Source organism: Aureimonas ureilytica DSM 18598 = NBRC 106430 (assembly GCF_000382705.1).
Classification (GTDB): Bacteria; Pseudomonadota; Alphaproteobacteria; order Rhizobiales; family Rhizobiaceae; genus Aureimonas; species Aureimonas ureilytica.
The window spans coordinates 42,241-61,513 of sequence record NZ_ARQE01000010.1 but is presented as its reverse complement, the minus strand read 5'-3'; the positions used below and the strand labels follow the sequence as shown (position 1 = coordinate 61,513).

Sequence of the window (19,273 nt, the reverse complement as noted above, 5' to 3'; positions counted from 1 at the left end):
CTCATCTCAAGGAGTTCTCGATGACCCTCATCAACCGCCGTCAGGTCCTTCTGGGAGGCGTCGCTCTCGCCGCCACGCTCGCGATCGGCGCGCCCGCCTTCGCGCAGGTCACGGACCGTCCGGTGAAGGCCGCCTTCGTCTATGTCGGCCCGGTCGGCGACTTCGGCTATTCCTTCGCCCATGACCAGGGCCGCAAGTATCTGGCCGAGAAGCTCGGCGACAAGGTCACGACCACCTTCGTCGAGAACGTCGCCGAGGGGCCGGATGCCGAGCGCGTCATCCGCCAGCTCGCGCAGGACGGCAACGACATCATCTTCGCGACCTCGTTCGGCTTCATGAACCCGACGCTGAAGGTCGCCAAGCAGTTCCCGAAGGTGAAGTTCGAGCACGCGACGGGCTACCAGACCGCGCCGAACATGGCCGCCTACAATTCGAAGTTCTACCAGGGCCGCGCCGTGCTCGGCACCATCGCCGGCATGATGTCGAAGACCGGCAAGGCCGGCTATGTCGCCTCCTTCCCGATCCCGGAAGTCGTGATGGGCATCAACGCCTTCACGCTCGCCGCCCGCAAGGTGAACCCGAATTTCGAGACGCAGGTCGTCTGGGTGAACTCCTGGTACGACCCCGCCAAAGAAGCGCAGGCCGCCGGCGCGCTGCTCGACCAGGGCGCGGACGTCATCACGCAGCACACCGACAGCCCCGGCCCCTTGCAGGAAGCCGAGAAGCGCGGCGCCATCGCCTTCGGTCAGGCCTGGGACATGACCAAGTTCGCGCCGAACGCGCACATGACCGCGATCGTCGACCAGTGGGGTCCCTACTATGTCGACCGCGTCAACGCGGTGATCGACGGCTCCTGGAAGACGCAGGACGTCTGGCTCGGCATGAAGGAAGGCGAGGTCGAGATGGCCCCGTTCAACGACAAGATGCCGGCCGATGTGAAGGCCGCCGCGCAGAAGGTCGTGGACGAGACCAAGGCCGGTACCTACGAAGTCTTCACCGGCCCGATCAAGGACCAGTCCGGCGCCGACAAGGTGGCGGCGGGCCAGGTCATTCCGGATGCGGACTTGCTCAAGATGGACTGGTACGTCCAAGGCGTGCGTAACTAAGACGGCTCGCGCTGGCGGTCATCCAGCGCGGTTCGCTGCGCTTCCGATGCTCACGGACACAAAGTCCGCTCCGCTTCGGGTCTCGCGACTCCACGCTGGCTGACTCGCCATCACGACCCTCCGGTCGGCGTTCTATGAGGGATGCTGACCGGGCGGCCGACGAGTTCCGAAAGGGCGCCCCGCGCCCTTTCCCCAACGCCTGGCTCCTCCCACCGTCTCCTGAACGGCGAGGGGCCCGCAAAGGCACATCGGATTCATTTTGAGGCGTTCCGCGACAAGGGGGCGGCGTCTCGGGGGTCATCCCATGTGGACTTATCTTTCCGAATGGCTGCAGTTCGGCGTGCGCTGGGTGCATGTCGTCACGGCCATCGCCTGGATCGGATCATCCTTCTATTTCATCGCGCTCGATCTCGGCCTCCGAAAGCCGCATGGCGCGCCCATGGTGGGCGTCGGCGGCGAAGCCTGGCAGGTCCATGGCGGCGGCTTCTACCATATCCAGAAATACATGGTCGCGCCGCCGCACATGCCGGAGGACCTGACCTGGTTCAAATGGGAGAGCTACGCGACCTGGCTGTCGGGCGCGGCGCTTCTGTTCCTCGTTTATTATCTCGGCGCCGATCTTTATCTGATCGACCCCGCCAGGGCCGATCTTCCGGCCTGGGCCGCCGTCCTCATCGGCGTCGCCGGGCTGGCGCTCGGCTGGGTCGTCTATGACCGGATCTGCAAGTCGCCGCTCGGCAAGAACGACTCGGTTCTGCTCGGCATCGTCTTCGTCTATGTCGTGGCGGCGAGCTTCGTCTTCAGCCAGCTCTTCTCGGGGCGCGGGGCCATGCTGCACACGGGCGCCATGATCGCGACGATCATGACCGCCAATGTCGCCATGCTCATCATCCCCAACCAGAAGATCGTGGTGGCGGACCTCAAGGCCGGGCGCTCGCCCGACCCGCGCCTCGGCGCGGCGGCCAAGCAGCGCTCGCTGCACAACAACTACCTGACCCTGCCGGTCATCTTCCTGATGCTGTCCAACCATTATCCGCTGGCCTTCGCCACGGAATGGAACTGGGCCATCGCGGGGCTGGTGCTGCTGATCGGCGCGGTCGTGCGCCATTTCTTCAACACCAAGCACAAGACCGGCCAGCATCTCTGGTGGTGCTGGGCCGTGGCGGGCGTCCTGTTCGCCCTCGTCATCACCCTGTCGGGCGCGCCGGGCTGGCGCGCCTCACCCTTGAGCGAGGCGTCCTCCACCAACGAGAGCCTCGACTTTCCTGCCGATCCGCAGCTCGCGCTCGCCCGCTCGCCTCAGTTTCAGGAGGCCGAAGGCATCATCCAGTCGCGCTGCTCCATGTGCCATGCGCGCAAGCCGCTCTGGCCGGGCATGGGCCATGCGCCCAAGGGCGTGCTTCTCGAAAACGGCCGCGACATCGTCCTGAACGCTTCGCTGATCGAGCGTCAGGCTGTGCGCTCCCACGCCATGCCGCCCGGCAACATCACGGGCATGGAGCCCTCCGAGCGCCTGGCGCTCGCCCGCTGGCTGGAAACCGGCAGCGGCCGTTACCGTCCCTAAAAGCGGGAACGACACCTCTCAGGGCCGATCCGCCAAGTCCTTTCCCTCGCCGCTCCCCGCCCATGCGCCGCATGGACGGCGCTTGGCGCCTCGCGGAAACGACAACGCGCCCGGCTCTCCGCCCAAAGGTTTCGTCTCGCCCTATCTCCGCGCACCCACAGGGTTTAGACTCCCCGCCATGACCGACATCACGATTCCAGCGGGCGGCACGCTCGCCCTTCGCGCGCGCGTTCTCTCCTACGACGTGCAGCCTCTCCAGCCGGGCGAGACCCCGGCTGCGCGCTTCATCGAGGACGGGCTCGTCGTCATCCGCGACGGCCTCATCCAGGCCGTGGGCGAGGCGAGCGAGCTTCTCGACGGGCTCGGCCCCGATCAGCCGGTGACGGATTATCGCCCGTTTCTGCTGACGGCCGGCTTCATCGACCCGCATCTCCACATGCCGCAGACGCAGGTGATCGCCTCCTACGGCACGGAGCTGATGGAATGGCTCGCCAAATACACGTTCCCCGAGGAGTCGCGCTATGGCGACCCCGTGGTGGCGGACGCTGCCGCGCAGTTCCTCCTGCGCGAGCTTCTGCGCAACGGCACGACCACGGCTGTCGCCTTCTGCACCTCGCATCCGCAATCGGCGGAGAGTTTCTTTTCCGAAAGCGCGCGGCTCGGCCTGCGCATGATCGGCGGCAAGGTCATGATGGACCGCAACGCGCCGCCCGAGCTCACCGACACGCCCGAGCGCGCCCATGACGAAACGCTGGCGCTCGTCCAGCGCTGGCACGGGGCGGGGCGGCTGGAGGTCGCGATCACGCCGCGCTTCGCGCCGACCTCCACCGAGGCGCAGCTGGAGGTGGCGGGCGCGCTCGCCAAGGACCATCCCGATCTCGCCATCCAGACGCATCTCTCCGAGAATCTCGGCGAGATCGCCTTCGTGCGTGAACTCTTCCCTTGGGCGAAAGACTATACGGACGTCTACGAGCGCTACGGCCTCGTGCGCCGCCGCGCCCTGTTCGGCCATTGCATCCACCTGTCGGAGCGCGAACGCGCGGCGCTGGCCGAGCATCAGGCGACGGCGGTGTTCTGCCCGACCTCGAACCTGTTCCTTGGCTCCGGCCTGTTCGACCGGGACGGCGCGCTGGCTGCAAACCTGCGCATGGGGCTCGCCACCGATATCGGCGGCGGCACGTCCTATTCCATGCTCCAGACGGCGGGCGAGGGCTACAAGGTTCTGGCGCTGCGCGGCCAGCGCCTGCCCGGCCATGCGGCCTTCTACATGATGACGGCGGGCAATGCCGACGCGATCGGCCATGGCGACCGCATCGGACAGGTCGCGCCCGGCTTCGAGGCGGACCTCACGATTCTCGACGCGCGCGCCACGCCGGCGCTGCGCCAGCGCATGGAGCGGGTGGAGACGCTGGAAGAGGAACTCTTCGCGCTGACCGTCCTCGGCGACGAGCGCGCGGTGGTCGCGACCTATGCCGCCGGCCGCCGACTTCATTCGCGCGGCGCGAGCGAGCTGCCGCCGCCCGCTCACGGAGGCTTGGCCGCGATGGCCGGTTAAAACCGGCTCCCGCCGCGCTAGATGGCGGAGCGATGACGCGCTTGAACGCGCGGCGTCGAAGGGGCGACAGGAATCCGCCGGGCGATCCGGCGAGAAGCAGGAGGGACAGGCATGAGGTTGGTGCGTTTCGGAGAGCCGGGAGCCGAGAAGCCGGGGCTGATCGACGAGGAAAACCGCATCCGCGACCTGTCGGGCGAGATCGACGACATCGCCGGCGCGGTGCTCTCGCGCCACGGGCTGGAGAAGCTGCGCGCGCTCGACCCGAAAAGCCTGCCCAAGGCCGATCCGAGCCACCGGCTCGGCCCCCCGGTCGGCGGCACGAGGAACTTCGTCGCGGTCGGTCGCAACTATGCCGAACACGCCGCCGAGACGGGGTCCGAGACGCCGAGCGAGCCGCTTCTGTTCAACAAGGCGGTGTCCTCCATCGCTGGCCCGCGCGACGGCTTCGCCATTCCGAACGGCGCCACCAAGGTCGATTGGGAGGTCGAGGTCGCCATCGTCATCGGCGAGCGCTGCTATCAGGTCTCGAAGGACGAGGCGCTGGATTACGTCGCCGGCTTCTGCCTGTGCAACGACGTGTCCGAGCGCGCCTGGCAGAAGGAGCGCGGCGGGCAATGGCTGAAGGGCAAGAGCGCCCCCGGCTTCGGCCCGCTCGGCCCCTGGCTGGTGACGCGGGACGAGATCGAGAACCCGGCCGCGCTGGAGCTTTGGCTCGACGTCAACGGCCAGCGGATGCAGACCGGCACGACGGCCGACATGATCTTCGACTTCGCCACCATCGTTTCCTACACGTCGGAATTCCTGGCGCTGGAGCCGGGCGACGTGATCACCACGGGCACGCCGGCGGGCGTCGGCGCGGGCATGAAGCCGCCGGTCTTCCTGAAGGCCGGCGATATCGTGACGCTCGGCAATCCGCACCTCGGCGAACAGCGGCAGGTCGTGTCCGCCCAAGAATAAAGCCGGGGCCGGCGCGGGAGAAAGCGCGCCGCGTGACTGGATGAATCGACGCCGCCCCCTATTCCTTTGCCAAGAACAGGGGCGCGGCTCCCGCCTCGTCGCAACGGCAAAGAAGGTTCGTCCATGGCTCTCCCCGAACCCGTCGCGGTCAAGCCCAAGAAGCGCGCGGCCGCTCAGGCCGCCGCTCAGGAACAGTCCATCGCCCTTTTGAAGGATCTGGCCGGCGCCCGCGTCGTGATCGAAGGCGTCGAGCCGCTGATCGACGGCGGCCGCTTTGCGGTCAAGCGCGTCGAGAACGAGCCGCTGACGGTCACGGCCGACATCTTCTCCGACGGGCACGAGATCATCGCCGCCGCGCTCATCACCCATGGCGGCGAGATGGAGGGCCAGGAAACGCCCTTCGTCTTCATCGGCAACGACCGCTGGGGCGCCACCGTGCGTTTCGCCACGCCCGGCCCCTATCGCTATTCCATCATCGCCTGGCGCGACGTGTTCGGCACCTGGGCGAGCGACACGAAGAAGAAGCGCGACGCGGGCGTCGACATCGCGCTCGAACTGCGCGAAGGCGAGGGGCTTCTGGAACAGGCGGCCGAGTCCGGCCGTGGCTCGCGCGAGGACGCCAAGGCCCTGAAGGACCTGCGCGGCCGGGTCGAGAAGCTGCGCAAGCTGAAAGACGAGGCGGCGCTCTACGCTGTTCTCACCGAGGCCGACACGATCGAGCTTCTGCGCCGCGCGGGCGTGCGGGCCAACCTCACCCATTATCCTCTCGAAGTGCCGGTCTGGGTGGACCGCGAGGCGGCGGGCTTCTCGGCGTGGTACGAGTTGATGCCGCGCTCGCAATCCGGCGATCCCGCGCGCCACGGGACGTTCGACGACGTGATCGCGCGCCTGCCCGATATCCAGGAAATGGGCTTCGACGTCCTGTATTTTCCGCCGATCCACCCGATCGGCAAGTCGAACCGCAAGGGCAAGAACAACAGCGTCACGGCCAAAGAGGGCGAGCCGGGCAGCCCCTATGCGATCGGCTCGCACGAGGGCGGCCACAAGGACCTTCACCCGCAGCTCGGCTCCTTCGCCGATTTCCAGCGTCTCGTGACGCGCGCGGCCGATCATGGGCTGGAGATCGCGCTCGACTTCGCCATCCAGTGCTCGCCCGACCATCCCTGGATCAAGGAGCACAAGGGCTGGTTCGACTGGCGGCCGGACGGCTCGATCAAATATGCCGAGAACCCGCCGAAGAAGTATCAGGACATCGTCAATGTCGACTTCTACGGGCCGGACGCGATCCCCTCGCTCTGGGTCGAGCTGCGCGACATCGTCCTGTTCTGGCTGGACAAGGGCGTTCGCATCTTCCGCGTCGACAACCCGCACACCAAGCCCTTCCCGTTCTGGGAATGGATGATCGCGGAAGTGCGCGCGGTGGACCCCGGTGTCATCTTCCTGGCGGAGGCCTTCACCCGGCCCAAGCTCATGAAGCGCCTCGCCAAGGTCGGCTATAACCAGAGCTATTCCTATTTCACCTGGCGCAACCTGAAATGGGAGCTGCGCGAGTATCTGACCGAGCTGACGAAGGAAGAATGCGCCGAATACATGCGGCCGAACTTCTTCGTGAACACGCCGGATATCAACCCGCTCTTCCTCCATACGAGCGGGCGGCCGGGCTTCCGCATCCGCGCCGCGCTGGCCGCGACGCTGGCGGGCAATTACGGCGTCTATTCCGGCTTCGAGCTCTGCGAATACGAGCCGCTCGTCACCGGCAAGGAAGAGTACAAGGACTCCGAGAAATACGAGATCCGCGCCTTCGACTGGAAGCGCGAGGGCAACATTCGGGACGACTTCGCGCTCCTCAACCGCCTGCGCCAGTCCGAGCCGGCGTTGCGCGATTTCCGCAATCTGGAATTCTACCAGTTCTGGAACGACAACATCCTCTACTACGGCAAGCGGACGGCCGATCTCTCGTCCTTCCTCCTCGTCATGGTGACGCTCGACCCGCATCAGGCGCAGGGCGGCCATTTCGAAGTGCCGCTCTGGGAATTCGGCCTGCCCGACAATGGCACGGTGAAGGTCGAGGACCTCGTGAACGACCGCCAGTTCGTCTGGTCCGGCAAGGTTCAGCATTGGTGGTTCGAGCCGGCGGAACTTCCCTACGCCATTTTCCGTCTATCCGTCTGACGGGAGAGGGAGGCGGCTATACGGACCCGCCTCCCGTTCTTCCCTCTTCCTCACTCGAAGGTCCGGCCTCCGCCGACCGCTGTTGACGATGGATGCGCATGACCGAAACCGTCTCCCCCAAGGCCGGCGACACGTCGTCCGACGCTCTTCCCGCCTTCGCCGAGGCCGCGCTGCCCGGTCTTGCCGCCGGCCCGGCGGTGAGCGAGGCGCTGGCGCGCTTTCTGAAGGGGCAGCGCTGGTTCGCGGCGAAGTCCGAGCGCCTGAGCGGCGTCCGCTTCGTGCCGGTCGGCATGGTGGAGGGCGCGAACGAGGCGCTGGCCGGCGAAGCGGTGATCGCGACGGGCGAGGGCGAGCAGCACTATTTCCTGCCGCTCGCCGTCCGCGCGCGCGGCGAGGGGATCAAGCCCTCGATGGTCGGAACGCTCACGGGTGACCGGCAATTGATCGACGCGACGCGCGACCCCGCCTTCTGCCGCGCCATCGTCGGGTTGATCGCGGAGGGCGGACGGATGGAGGCGGGCGGCGCGGCGCTTCTCGCCAAGGCCTCCAGCGCCAAGGCCGACCGGCTGGAGGCGGCGGCGGCCGTCGAGACCGGCGAGATCGCGCCGCTGTCGGGCGAGCAGTCCAACACGTCGATCGGCATCGGCCGCGTCGCGATCCTGAAATTCTACCGTCTCCTGCGCGATGGCGAGCAGCCCGAGCTGGAGGTGACGGAGTTCCTGACCGAGAACACCGGCTTTCCCGCCGCGCCGGCGCTCCTCGGCTCGCTGGAACTGGCGCGGCCCGATGGCAGCCACGCCGCCGTCGCGGCCCTGTTCGAGCGCATCACGGGGGCCGAGGATGCCTGGGCCGCCGTCACCGGCGCTCTCGCCGCGAGCCTGCGCGCCGGCGAGGGGGGCCAATCCGCGTCCTTCACCTTCGATCCCGGCCGCACGATCGGCCGGCGCACGGGCGAGATGCATGCGGCGCTGGGCACGCAGACGGGCGATGCCGCCTTCGACCCCGAGCCGCTGGACCGCGTCTCGCTCGCCCGCATCGTGGACGAGGCCAAGCACGAGGCCTCTGGCGCGATCGCCGTTCTGCGCGGCGTTCGGGGCGGCGCGGATGTGAGCGCCGACATCGCGGCGCTGAGCGAGCGCGAGGAGGCCATTTCCGCCTGGTTCGAAAGCTTCAAGCAGCTGGAGCCGGCCGGGCGGCGCACGCGCATCCATGGCGATTATCACCTCGGCCAGCTTCTGGTGCGCGGCGACGATATCGTGATCCTCGATTTCGAGGGCGAGCCGGGCCGCTCCCTGCCCGAGCGCCGCGCCAAGACCTCGCCGCTGCGCGATGTCGCGGGGATGCTGCGCTCCTACGACTATGCCGCCTTCGCCGCGCTGGATGCGATCCGCACCGACGATCCGGCGCTGGCCGAGCGCGCAAGGGCCGAGGCCGAGCGCTGGCGCGACGAAACCTCGGCGGCGTTCCTGCGCGCCTGGGAAGAGGCGAGCGGCGTCGATCTCACGGACGAGGGGAACGCCCGGCTTCTCGATCTCTTCCTTTTGCAGAAAGCCTTCTACGAACTGCGCTACGAGGCGGCGATGCGTCCCGCCTGGCTGTCGATTCCGCTGCGCGGGATCGTCTCCCTTCTCCAGACACGACAGGTCCTTTGATGAGCCAGACTCTTTCCGCCGGTTCCGGCATCGATCACGGCCTGCATGGGGACGAGGCGCGCGCCCTGGCGCAGGGCCGTCACGAAAACCCCTTCGCCGTTCTCGGCCCTCATCGCACGGGCGACGGCAGCGCCGTGGTGCGTGTCTTCCGCCCGGGCGCCGAGCGCGCCGAGGTGATCGACCGCAAGGGTCAGGTTCTGGCCGATCTCGAGCGCGGCGAGGTGGACGGCCTCTTCTCCGGCGTCGTCGCCGAGGGGTTCGACGACCATCTCTTCCGCTTCTGGCACGGCGACAGTTCGTGGGAGGAGGAGGACACCTATCGCTTCGGCCCGATCTTAGGCGATCTCGACACCTATCTCATGCGCGAGGGGCGGCATTACCGCCTGTACGAGAAGCTCGGCGCGCACCCGACCGAGATGGACGGGGTGAAGGGCGTCGCCTTCGCGGTCTGGGCGCCCGATGCCCGCCGCGTCTCGGTGGTCGGCAATTTCAACGCTTGGGACGGGCGGCGCCATATCATGCGCAAGCGCGTCGATGCCGGCGTGTTCGAGATTTTCGTGCCCGGCCTCGGGCGCGGCGAGGTCTACAAATATGAGCTGATCGGCGGGCATGGCGAGGTTCTGCCGCTGAAAGCCGATCCGGTCGGCTTCCGCCAGGAACTCGCGCCCTCCACCGCCTCCGTCGTGGACGGGCTGGTGGAGCACGAATGGAAGGACGACGCCTTCCGCTCCAAATGGAGCGACTGGCAGTCGGCCGACAAGCCCGTCTCGATCTACGAGGTGCATCTCGGCTCCTGGAAGCGCGGCGATTACAATTCCTTCCTCGACTACGACGCGCTGGCGCGCGAGCTCGTCGCCTATGTGAAGGAGATGGGCTTCACCCATGTCGAGTTCCTGCCGGTGTCGGAGCATCCGTTCTACGGCTCCTGGGGCTATCAGCCGATCGGCCTCTACGCGCCGACCGCGAGGTATGGCGACCCGGCCGGCTTCGCACGGCTCGTGGACGCGTTCCACCAGGCCGATATCGGCGTCCTCCTCGACTGGGTGCCCGGCCATTTCCCAACCGACATTCACGGGCTCGGCCGCTTCGACGGCACGGCGCTCTATGAACATGCCGATCCGCGCCGGGGCTTCCACAAGGACTGGAACACGCTGATCTACGACTACGGCCGGACGGAGGTGAAGAACTACCTCGTCTCCAACGGGCTCTACTGGCTCGACCGCTTCCATATCGACGGACTTCGCGTCGATGCCGTCGCTTCCATGCTTTATCTCGACTATTCGCGCAGCCATGGCGAATGGGAGCCCAATATCTATGGCGGGCGCGAGAACCTGGAGGCCATGGCCTTCCTGAAGGAGACGAACGAGCAGGTCGGCGGGCAATTCCCGAACGCCACGACCCATGCGGAGGAATCGACCTCCTTCCCCAACGTGTCGCGCCCGACTTATGCCGGCGGCCTCGGCTTCCACTTCAAGTGGAACATGGGCTGGATGCACGACACGCTGCATTTCATGCAGGAAGACCCGATCAACCGCAAATACCACATGCACCACATGACCTTCGGAATGGTCTATGCCTATTCCGAGAACTTCGTCCTGCCGCTCAGCCATGACGAAGTGGTCTATGGAAAGGGCTCCATTCTCGGGAAGATGCCGGGCGACTGGTGGCAGAAATTCGCAAACCTGCGCGCCTATTACGGGTTCATGTGGACCCATCCCGGCAAGAAGCTGCTCTTCATGGGCGGTGAGTTCGGCCAGTCGGCGGAATGGAACCACGACCAGTCGCTCGACTGGCACCTGCTCGACCATGCCGAGCATCGCGGTGTGCAGCGCCTCGTGCGCGATCTCAACACGCTCTATCGCGGCCTGCCGGCGCTGCATGAAAACGACTGCGACCCGCACGGTTTCGAGTGGGTGGACACGTCGAATGTCGAGCAGTCGGTTCTGGCCTACCTGCGCAAGGACCGCGAAGGCCGCCCGGCGCTGGTGGTCTGCAACTTCACGCCCAATGTCCACCATGGCTACCGCGTCGGCGTGCCCCATGGCGGCTTCTGGGAAGAGGTGATGAACACCGACGCCGAGATCTATGGCGGCTCGAATGTCGGCAATATGGGCGGGCGCGAGGCCGAGGAGGTCCATTGCAACGGCCGGCCCTTCTCGCTGTCGCTGAGCCTCCCGCCGCTCTCGACCGTGGTCTTCGCGCCGCGCCGCGAGGCGGGAGAAGCGGCCGAGCCGGCGCTGGACGCCGCACTCCTCGACGAGCAGGATCTCGTGAAGGCCTGAGGGTCGGGCTTGCGAATTGGGGACGCGGGAGGCTTTGCCTGTCGCGTTTCCGTCAGAGCCTCACCGGCTCGTGAAGGCGTGGCAGGCTCTCAGGCCACGGCGGCGAGGACGGGGGCCTGCTCGATGCGGTTTCGGCCGAGCGCCTTGGCGCGGTAGAGCGCGCCGTCCGCCTCGCGCAGGAGCCGCTCCAGCGCATCGGCACGGGGCTTGCCATGCGCCAGCCCGATGCTGACGGTCGCCTGGATGGCGCGCCCGTTGAGGCCGGAGACCTCGCGCGTGAAACGACGGGCGATGCGCTGCGCGTCCTCCCGCGCGTCCTCCAGGCTTCGGCCGACGACGACCGCGACGAATTCCTCGCCGCCGAAACGGGCCGACAGGTCCTGTCCGCGCAATTCGCCTTTCAGAACGGAGCCGAACAGTCGCAGGACCTCGTCGCCGACCTGATGGCCATGCGTGTCGTTGATGCGCTTGAAATGGTCGAGATCGAACATCAGCACCGACACGGCCTCGCCGGCGGCCTCCGCTTCCTGCAGGCGCTTGGCCGAGTGCTCGAACAGGGCGCGGCGGTTGGCGAGGCCCGTGAGATGGTCGGTCTGCGAGGCGGTGAGGATGCGGGCCTCGCCTTCCTCGCGCACCAGCGACAGAAGCAGCATGGGCGCGGCGATGGCGAAGAGCACGCCCTCGAACATGGTGACCCTCGCCAGCGTGGCGAAGAAGAGCGGCGAGTTCTTCGAGTCGTCGACCGCGAAGATCGCGACGCGCGCACCGTAGAACAGCGTGTGGAAGGCGAAGACGCCGAAGGCGGGAATGCGCGAGCGCAAGGTCCTGAAGGCCGCGCCGCGGATCAGCGTCAGCGCCGCGCCGGCGGAGACGAGCGTGATGGAAAAGGAGCAGAACAGGCTCCAGGTCTCATAGCTGATACGCGGAAAGACCACGAAGCAGAACAAGGCGAGCGGCAGGGCCGCGATCGGCGTGAACCGCGGCAGGACCTGCCCGTTCAGGCGCAGGACGGCGTGGAGCATCGTGCCGTAGCCGGCGATCGTCAGGAGAAAGGCCGGCGCGCGCTGGTAGGGGCTCGGCAGGATCGGGAAGGCCATGAAGGCGGAGCCGAAGATGAAGGCGAGATAGCCCAGCGTCAGCATGTTCAGGACGTCGCTGCGCCGCGGATGGAAGCGACGCTCCCAAAAGGTCAGCGCCGTCGAAACGCCGAGCGTTCCGAACAAAAGCGCATAGACGGTGGTCAGGTCGATAGACATGGGACTCGCGTCGCTCCCTCGTACCCCTTTCTAACCCACTCGCCGGAAAGATCCCTTATGGATCGAGATTGCTTTTGAATGAAGTTAAGGAGATGCGACCGCCGGCCTGTCGGGCCGCGCGGGAACCGGCGCCTCGTCCCCGATCGGCACCATGTCCACCGCATGATGGTGGCGCTGCGGACCGGAGGTCATGAGCACGCCGTCGATCGGCGCGACATCGGCATAATCGCGACCGCGCGCCACGAGAACGTGATCCTCGCCGGCAAAGCAGCCATTGGTCGGGTCGAAGCCGAGCCAGCCGCCTGCCGCCCCGGTCCAGACCTCCACCCAGGCATGCATGGCGTCCGCCCCTTCGAGGCGCGGCTGGCCGGGCGGCGGCTCGGTGCGCAGGAAGCCGCTGGCATAGGCGGCGGGCAGGCCGAGGCCCCGCAGGCCCGCGATCATCAGATGCGAGAAATCCTGGCACACGCCCCGGCGCGCGCTGAAGGTCTCCTCCACGCGGGTCGAGATCGTGGTGACGCCCGCCTGGAAGCGGAACTCGGCTTGGATGCGGCGCGACAGGGCGAGCGCCGCCTCGCCGATCGGCATGTCCGGGGTCAGCCTCTCGCCGAGATAGGCCGCGACCGCGTCGGAAGGCGCGACGAGCCGGCCGGAGCCTAGAAACTGCAGCGGCCCTTCGCCCTCGCTGTCGCGCGAGCGCGCCGCCTCGGCCACCACCGCGCCGACGCTCAAGGTGCCGCCGAGCTCGGGCAGGGGGCGGCGGACATCGACGCGCGCGCGCATCTCGACGCGCAGCGCCTCGTGCGGATGGTCGATCAGGACATGGTCGCTGCGGTTGCCGAAGAAGTCGCCCTCGATGACATGTTCGGAGGGCTCCGGCAGGATCGCGAGGCGGAAGCGCTCGACGCTCTGCCCGGCCCCGGCGCGCGGCGCGATGCGCAGGATGTGCCGGGCGTCGCGAACGAAGCCGGGATAGCTGTAGCCGATCTCCAGGCGGATATCGTAGCGGCTCATGGCGCTATTCCGTGTCCGCGCGGTCGATCTCGCCGGCGGGCGCGAGGGCGAAATAGCGCTGCGAAAGAAGATCGGACATGTCGAACCCGTCGCGCGCCACGCGGCGCAGGAAGGCGGGCGTGACCTCGCTGGCCTCGGCGGTCTGGAGCCGGACGCGGAGCCGGGCCGCGCGGCGCGAGGCGGCGTCGAGGCTTTCGCCCGGCAGGTTGCCCGGCAGGTCGGCGAGCGTCGCCTCCAGCGTGCGCGCCTGGAAGGCGAGGGAGCGCGGGTTCAGTGGGTCGAGAAGCGTCAGGTCGATCACGGTCGCCGCTCCCAGTTCCACCGAGAAGCGCCGGCGATAGGTCATGCGGCTGTCGGTGAACTCCAGCAACGCCTCGTAGACGCCGTCGCCCCCCGCCGCCACGAAGGCCGCCGCCGTCTCGGCCGTGGCCGACAGGCGCTCCAGCCGGCGGCCGCATTCGAGGAAGCGCCAGCCGGTGAAGCGGTACATGTTCTCCTGCACGAGCCCCGCGAAGCCGGCGAGGCGCGTCAGCACGCGGCCGGCCAGAAGCGCGTCGTCGCGCTCGCGCGGGGACAGGCGCACCGCCTCCGCCGTCACCTCGGCGATCTCGGCCAGAACTCGCCAGGCGTCGGGCGAGAAGCGGTCGCGGATGCGCGAGGCCAGATGAAAGGCGCTGTCGGCCAGCTCCCGCAAGCCGTGGATCGGGTCCGCTCCGCCGAGCCCGACGCCAGCCATGCGCAGGAGGCCGATGCGCGCCTCGTCCACGGGCGCGGGGTCCTCGCCCGCTTCCGCCCGGTCGATCGCGGCGCGCCAATGGCGGAAGGCGACTTCCAGCCGCTCCACATAGCGACCGAGCCAGAAGAGATTGTCGGCCGCGCGCGCCGGCAGCGAGCCGGGCAGGCGGCGCTGATAGGTCTCGTTCGGGCGGGCGAGCAGCGTGACGGGCCGCTCGTCGGGATCGCCGGCGATCCAGACGTCGAGCGAGCGCCCGCCGGCGGTGATGCCGAGCGCGTCGCCGCCCTCGTCGTGGGCGGCGCGGGCAAAGCCGCCGGGCATGACGTCCCAGCCATCCTCGCCGCGCGCCAGAAACACGCGGAGGGTGACGGGCCGGCTTTCCAGCTCGCCGTCGCCGAAGACGGGCACGGTGGAGAGGGGAAGCTGCCGCGCGGCCACGATCTCGGCGCCGCCGCTGCGGCGCGCGCGCTCCAGAAGGTGGTCGGGGCCGGCGGCCTGACGCGGGCCGGAGGGCGTGGGAAGCGCTGGGACGAGGCGCCAGCCCTCGGGCAGATGCTCGGCCAGCCCCTGTTCGCCCGGCGCGCCGAGCCAGCGCGTTTCCACGACGGGAAGCTGCAAGGGCTCGCCGATCAGGGCGCGGGCCATGGCATCCTCGAAGGCGGCGAAGGCCGGCGTTTCCAGAAGCGCCGAGCCGAGCGCGTTGACGAGTTCGAGCTTGCCGGCGCGGATGGCGCGCACGAGGCCCGGCGTGCCGATGCGCGAGCGGGAATAGAGTTCGAGCGGATCGGCGTAATCGGCGTCGAGACGGCGCCAGAGAACGCGCATCGGGCGCAGGCCGTCCACCGTGCGGATCTTGGCCTCGTCGCCGCGCACCACGAGATCGCCGCCTTCCAGAAGATGGAAGCCGAGATAGCGGGCGAGGTAGGAATGCTCGAAATAGGTCTCGTTGAGCGGGCCAGGGGTCAGAAGCCCGACCCGCGCGCCCTCCGTCCCGTTCAGGGCGTTCAGCGTTTCGCGAAAGCGGCCGAAGAAACCGGCGAGGCGGCGCACATGGAGCGAGCGCACGAGATCGGGAAAGGCGCGCGAGGTCGCGACGCGGTTTTCCAGCGCGAAGCCGGAGCCGGACGGCGCCTGCGTCCGGTCGCCGATCACGTGCCAGCGCCCGTCCGGCCCCCGGCCGAGATCGATCGCGATGAAGCGCAGGAGCGGGCGGCCGGAGCGGCCCTGGTCGGCGAGCGGGCGCAGGAACTCCGGATTGCCGGCGAGGAGAAGGCCCGGCAGATGCCCCTCGCGGATCATGCGCCGCTCGCCGTAGAGATCGCCCAGCAGCCGTTCGAGATAGTGCGCGCGCTGGCGCAGGCCCGCTTCCAGCCGGCGCCATTCCTCCGCCTCGATGACCACGGGCGGGAAGGCGATCGGCCAAAGCCGCGCGCCGCCCTCCGTGCCGGCGCGGTAGAAGACGCCGGCTTCGCTTAAGTATTGCCGCGCGGCGCGAAAGCGCATGTCGCGCTCCGCTTCGCTCCAGCCCGAAAGGGCGTCCATGAGCGGGCGATAATGCGGGCGCACCGTGCCGTCGGCGCGCCGCATCTCGTCATAGCGCCCCGGCTCGGTGCTCCCTGTCTGCTCGCTCCTAGACAGCAAGGAAGGCCGGCCGTCTGAGGTCGAGCGTGTGCGGGAAGCTCGGGTCGGGGATTTCCTGCGGCGGCTGGAAGGCGCCCGGCGTGTGGCCGATCGCCTCGAACCGGGCGAGGCGGCGCGCCTCCGCCTCGTTGGCGTTGACGGGGAACGTGTCGTAGGAGCGCCCGCCGGGATGGGCGACGTGATAGACGCAGCCGCCGAGCGAGCGGCCCGACCAGCGATCGTAGATGTCGAAGGTCAGCGGCGCATGGACGGGAATGGTCGGATGGAGGCCGGACGCCGGCTGCCACGCCTTGAAGCGCACGCCGCCGACGAACTGGCCGACCGTCTGGGTTGGGTTCAAGGGCACCGGCCGTCCGTTGCAGGTCACGATATGGCGGGCGGGGTCGTAGCCCTCGACCATGACCTGAAGCCGCTCCACCGAGGAATCCACGAAGCGCACCGTGCCGCCGATGGCGCCCGTTTCGCCCATGACATGCCAGGGCTCCAGCGCCTGACGCAATTCCAGCCGCACGCCCTCGTGGCGGACCTCGCCGCAGAAGGGGAAGCGGAATTCCCACTGCGCCTCGAACCATTCCGGCCGGACCGGATAGCCCGAGCGGTCGAGATCGGCGAGAACCGCGAGGAAGTCCTCCCAGATCAGCGCCGGCAGCATGAAGCGGTCGTGAAGCTGCGTGCCCCAGCGGGCAAAGCGGCCTGACTGCGGCTCGCGCCAGAACTTGGCGATCAGCGCGCGGATGAGGAGCTGCTGGGCCAGACTCATGCGCGCGTCTGGCGGCATCTCGAAGCCGCGGAACTCGACGAGGCCGAGCCGGCCCGTCGGGCCATCGGGCGAATAGAGCTTGTCGATGCAGATTTCCGAGCGATGCGTGTTGCCCGTCACGTCCACGAGGAGGTTGCGGAACAGGCGATCCACCAGCCAGGGCGGCGGGGCCAGCCCTTCGCCCGGCGAAGGCACCTCAGCCATCGCGATTTCCAGCTCGTAGAGCCCGTCATGGCGCGCTTCATCGATGCGCGGGGCCTGGCTCGTCGGCCCCACGAAGAGGCCGGAGAAGAGGTAGGACAGCGAGGGATGGCGCTGCCAGTAGAGCACCAGCGACTTCAGAAGGTCGGGCCGGCGCAGGAACGGGCTGTCGAGCGGCGTCGCGCCGCCGATCACCACATGATTGCCGCCGCCCGTGCCGGCATGCCGCCCGTCCACCATGAACTTGTCGGTGCCGAGCCGCGACTGGCGGGCGTCCTCGTAGACGCCCTCAGTAATGGCGACGGCCTCGTCCCAGGACGCGGCGGGATGGACGTTCACCTCGATCACGCCGGGGTCCGGCGCGACGCGCATGACGTTGAGGCGCGGGTCGAAGGGCGGGGCGTAGCCCTCGATGCGCACGAAGAGACCGAGCGCCTCCGCCTCGTCTTCCACGGCGGCCAGAAGATCGAGATAGGCCTCGGCCGTTTCCAGCGGCGGCATGAAGACATGCAGGATGCCGTCGCGCGGCTCGATGGCGAGCGCGGTGCGCACATAGCCGCCGATCTCGGCCTCGGGGCCGGGCTCGGGGGGCGACCAGGCGGGGGCGGGGTCGGCCTGCGAGATGCGCCGCTGCACCTGCCCCAGGATCTCGCGCTCGGGCAATTCCGGCAGGCGCTGCATCGGGTCGGCCGGATGCGTGTAGGGATAGCGCGCAGGTGAGAGATAGGGGAGGGAGGCGAGCGGCAGGCGATAGCCGAGCGCGGAATCGCCCGGCACGAGGAAGAGCTTGCCGCGCCGGGTCGACCAGCGCTCGGACATCCAGCGCGCGGGCAGCGCCTGCCATGCCTGGACCGGCATGACGTAGCCGACCGGGTTGTTCAGCCCACGGTCGAAGACGCGGGCGAGGCGCGCGCGCTCTTCCGGGTTCTCGAGCTTGGAATTGCCCGGCGAGACGTTTTCGGGCAGCTGCGCCTCGCGCACCAGCCAGTAGGACGGGTCCTCATAGGCCGGCAGGGCGTTGCCGGGCTCGACGCCGAGCCGGGCCGCGACGCCTTCCAGAAGCGAGCGGGCATCGTCGGCCACGGCCGGCGGCGCGCCGTCTTCGGGCGCGAACAGAGCGGGGTTGCGCCAGATCGGCTGCCCGTCCTTGCGCCAATAAAGAGAATAGGTCCAGCGCGGCAGGGATTCGCCGGGATACCACTTGCCCTGCCCATGGTGCAGGAAGCCGCCTTGCGCAAAGCGCGTCTGGAGCCGGCGCAGGAGCCCGTCGGCGAGGCCCCGCTTGCGCGGACCCGTCGCGTCGGCGTTCCATTCGGCGCCCTCGAAATCGTCGATCGAGACGAAGGTCGGCTCGCCGCCCATGGTGAGGCGCACGTCCATCGCCTGAAGATCGGTATCGACCTTGTGGCCGAGCGCGTCGAGCGCCTCCCAGCTCTCGTCCGAGAAGGGCTTGGAGACGCGCGGCGCTTCGGAGACGCGCGTCACCTCCATGGCGAAGTCGAACTCGGTCTCGGCGAAATCGACGCCGCCCGAGATCGGCGCGGCGGAGCGGTAATGGGGTGTCGCCGCCAGCGGCACATGGCTCTCGCCGGTCATGAGGCCCGAGGTCGGGTCGAACCCGATCCAGCCCGCGCCCGGCACATAGACCTCGACCCAGGCATGGAGATCGCAGAAATCCACGGATGTGCCGGCCGGCCCGTCGATGGCGACGCGATCGGGCTTCAGCTGGATCAGGTAGCCCGACACGAAGCGCGCCGCGAGGCCGAGATGGCGCAGCGCGTTGACGAGGAGCCAGGAGGAATCGCGGCAGGAGCCCGAGGCCTTTTCCAGCGTCTCCTCGGGCGTCTGCACGCCCGGCTCCATGCGGATCAGATAGTCGATGCGCTGCTCGACCAGCCGGTTCAGATCGACCAGGAAATCCACCGTGCGGCGGGGCGTGCGGTCCACCGTTTCGAGAAAGCTCTGGAGCTTCGGCCCGGCCGGGTCATGGGCGAGATAGGGCTTCAGATCGACCGTGAGATCGGCGCTGTAGGCAAAGGGAAACTCCTCCGCCCCGGGCTCGATGAAGAAGTCGAACGGATTATAGACCGTCATGTCGGCCAGAAGGTCGACCTCGATGCGCAGCTCGCGCACCTTCTCGGGAAAGACGACGCGCGCCAGCCAGTTGCCGAACGGGTCCTGCTGCCAGTTGACGAAATGGCCGGCCGGTTCGATCCGCAGCGCATAGGCCGGGGTGCGGGTGCGCGAATGGGGCGCCGGCCGCAGCCGGATCGTCTGGGCCCCGAGCGTGACGGGGCGGTCGTAGCGGTAATGGGTCAGGTGGCGGAGCGCGGCGAGGATCGGCATCGGGTCCCTTGGGCATGACCGGTCGAAAGGG

General features: G+C 68.4%; 11 protein-coding genes. 7 read left to right on the top strand and 4 right to left on the bottom strand.

From position 1 onward, the window contains the following. Nucleotides 1-20: 20 nt before the first annotated feature. From B146_RS0118870 to glgB, 7 genes are all read left to right on the top strand, one after another. Nucleotides 21-1,106, top strand: coding sequence for a BMP family ABC transporter substrate-binding protein (locus tag B146_RS0118870; RefSeq protein ID WP_019998037.1), 1,086 nt, complete (start codon nt 21-23; stop codon nt 1,104-1,106). A 304-nt stretch (nt 1,107-1,410) separates the two neighbouring features. Beyond that, a complete protein-coding gene (locus B146_RS0118865; RefSeq protein ID WP_019998036.1) occupies nt 1,411-2,670 on the top strand; it encodes a urate hydroxylase PuuD in 1,260 nt (419 codons plus the stop codon). Nucleotides 2,671-2,848: 178 nt separating this feature from the next. After that, entirely contained in the window at nt 2,849-4,225 is a 1,377-nt protein-coding gene (guaD, locus tag B146_RS0118860) for a guanine deaminase (protein ID WP_019998035.1), read from the top strand. Nucleotides 4,226-4,336: 111 nt separating this feature from the next. Next, a complete protein-coding gene (locus B146_RS0118855; protein WP_026358746.1) occupies nt 4,337-5,182 on the top strand; it encodes a fumarylacetoacetate hydrolase family protein in 846 nt (281 codons plus the stop codon). Nucleotides 5,183-5,305: 123 nt separating this feature from the next. Continuing rightward, on the top strand, nt 5,306-7,354 hold the full coding sequence (locus B146_RS0118850) for an alpha-1,4-glucan--maltose-1-phosphate maltosyltransferase (protein ID WP_019998033.1): 2,049 nt from the start codon (nt 5,306-5,308) through the stop codon (nt 7,352-7,354). Between the two features lie 98 nt (nt 7,355-7,452). Continuing rightward, a complete protein-coding gene (locus B146_RS0118845; RefSeq protein ID WP_162141956.1) occupies nt 7,453-9,006 on the top strand; it encodes a maltokinase N-terminal cap-like domain-containing protein in 1,554 nt (517 codons plus the stop codon). Continuing rightward, on the top strand, nt 9,006-11,288 hold the full coding sequence (gene glgB, locus B146_RS0118840; RefSeq protein WP_019998031.1) for a 1,4-alpha-glucan branching protein GlgB: 2,283 nt from the start codon (nt 9,006-9,008) through the stop codon (nt 11,286-11,288). Before B146_RS0118845 ends, glgB begins: the two co-directional genes overlap by 1 nt. Before the next feature lie 89 nt (nt 11,289-11,377). Here glgB and B146_RS0118835 read toward each other — a convergent pair whose 3' ends face one another. The 4 genes from B146_RS0118835 to B146_RS0118820 all read right to left on the bottom strand — a co-directional run bounded on the left by B146_RS0118835 (nt 11,378) and on the right by B146_RS0118820 (nt 19,242). Continuing rightward, nucleotides 11,378-12,544, bottom strand: coding sequence for a GGDEF domain-containing protein (locus B146_RS0118835; protein ID WP_019998030.1), 1,167 nt, complete (start codon nt 12,542-12,544; stop codon nt 11,378-11,380). A gap of 84 nt (nt 12,545-12,628) precedes the next feature. Continuing rightward, the gene (locus B146_RS0118830) at nt 12,629-13,558 is read right to left on the bottom strand and encodes a transglutaminase family protein (RefSeq protein WP_019998029.1); all 930 of its coding nucleotides are present in this window, start codon (nt 13,556-13,558) and stop codon (nt 12,629-12,631) included. 4 nt (nt 13,559-13,562) lie between these two features. Then, nucleotides 13,563-15,935 carry a circularly permuted type 2 ATP-grasp protein gene (locus tag B146_RS26685; protein WP_244498203.1) on the bottom strand — a complete coding sequence of 791 codons (2,373 nt, stop codon included), beginning with the start codon at nt 15,933-15,935 and terminating at the stop codon, nt 13,563-13,565. Further along, entirely contained in the window at nt 15,925-19,242 is a 3,318-nt protein-coding gene (locus B146_RS0118820; protein ID WP_019998027.1) for a transglutaminase family protein, read from the bottom strand. Before B146_RS0118820 ends, B146_RS26685 begins: the two co-directional genes overlap by 11 nt. Nucleotides 19,243-19,273 lie beyond the last annotated feature (31 nt).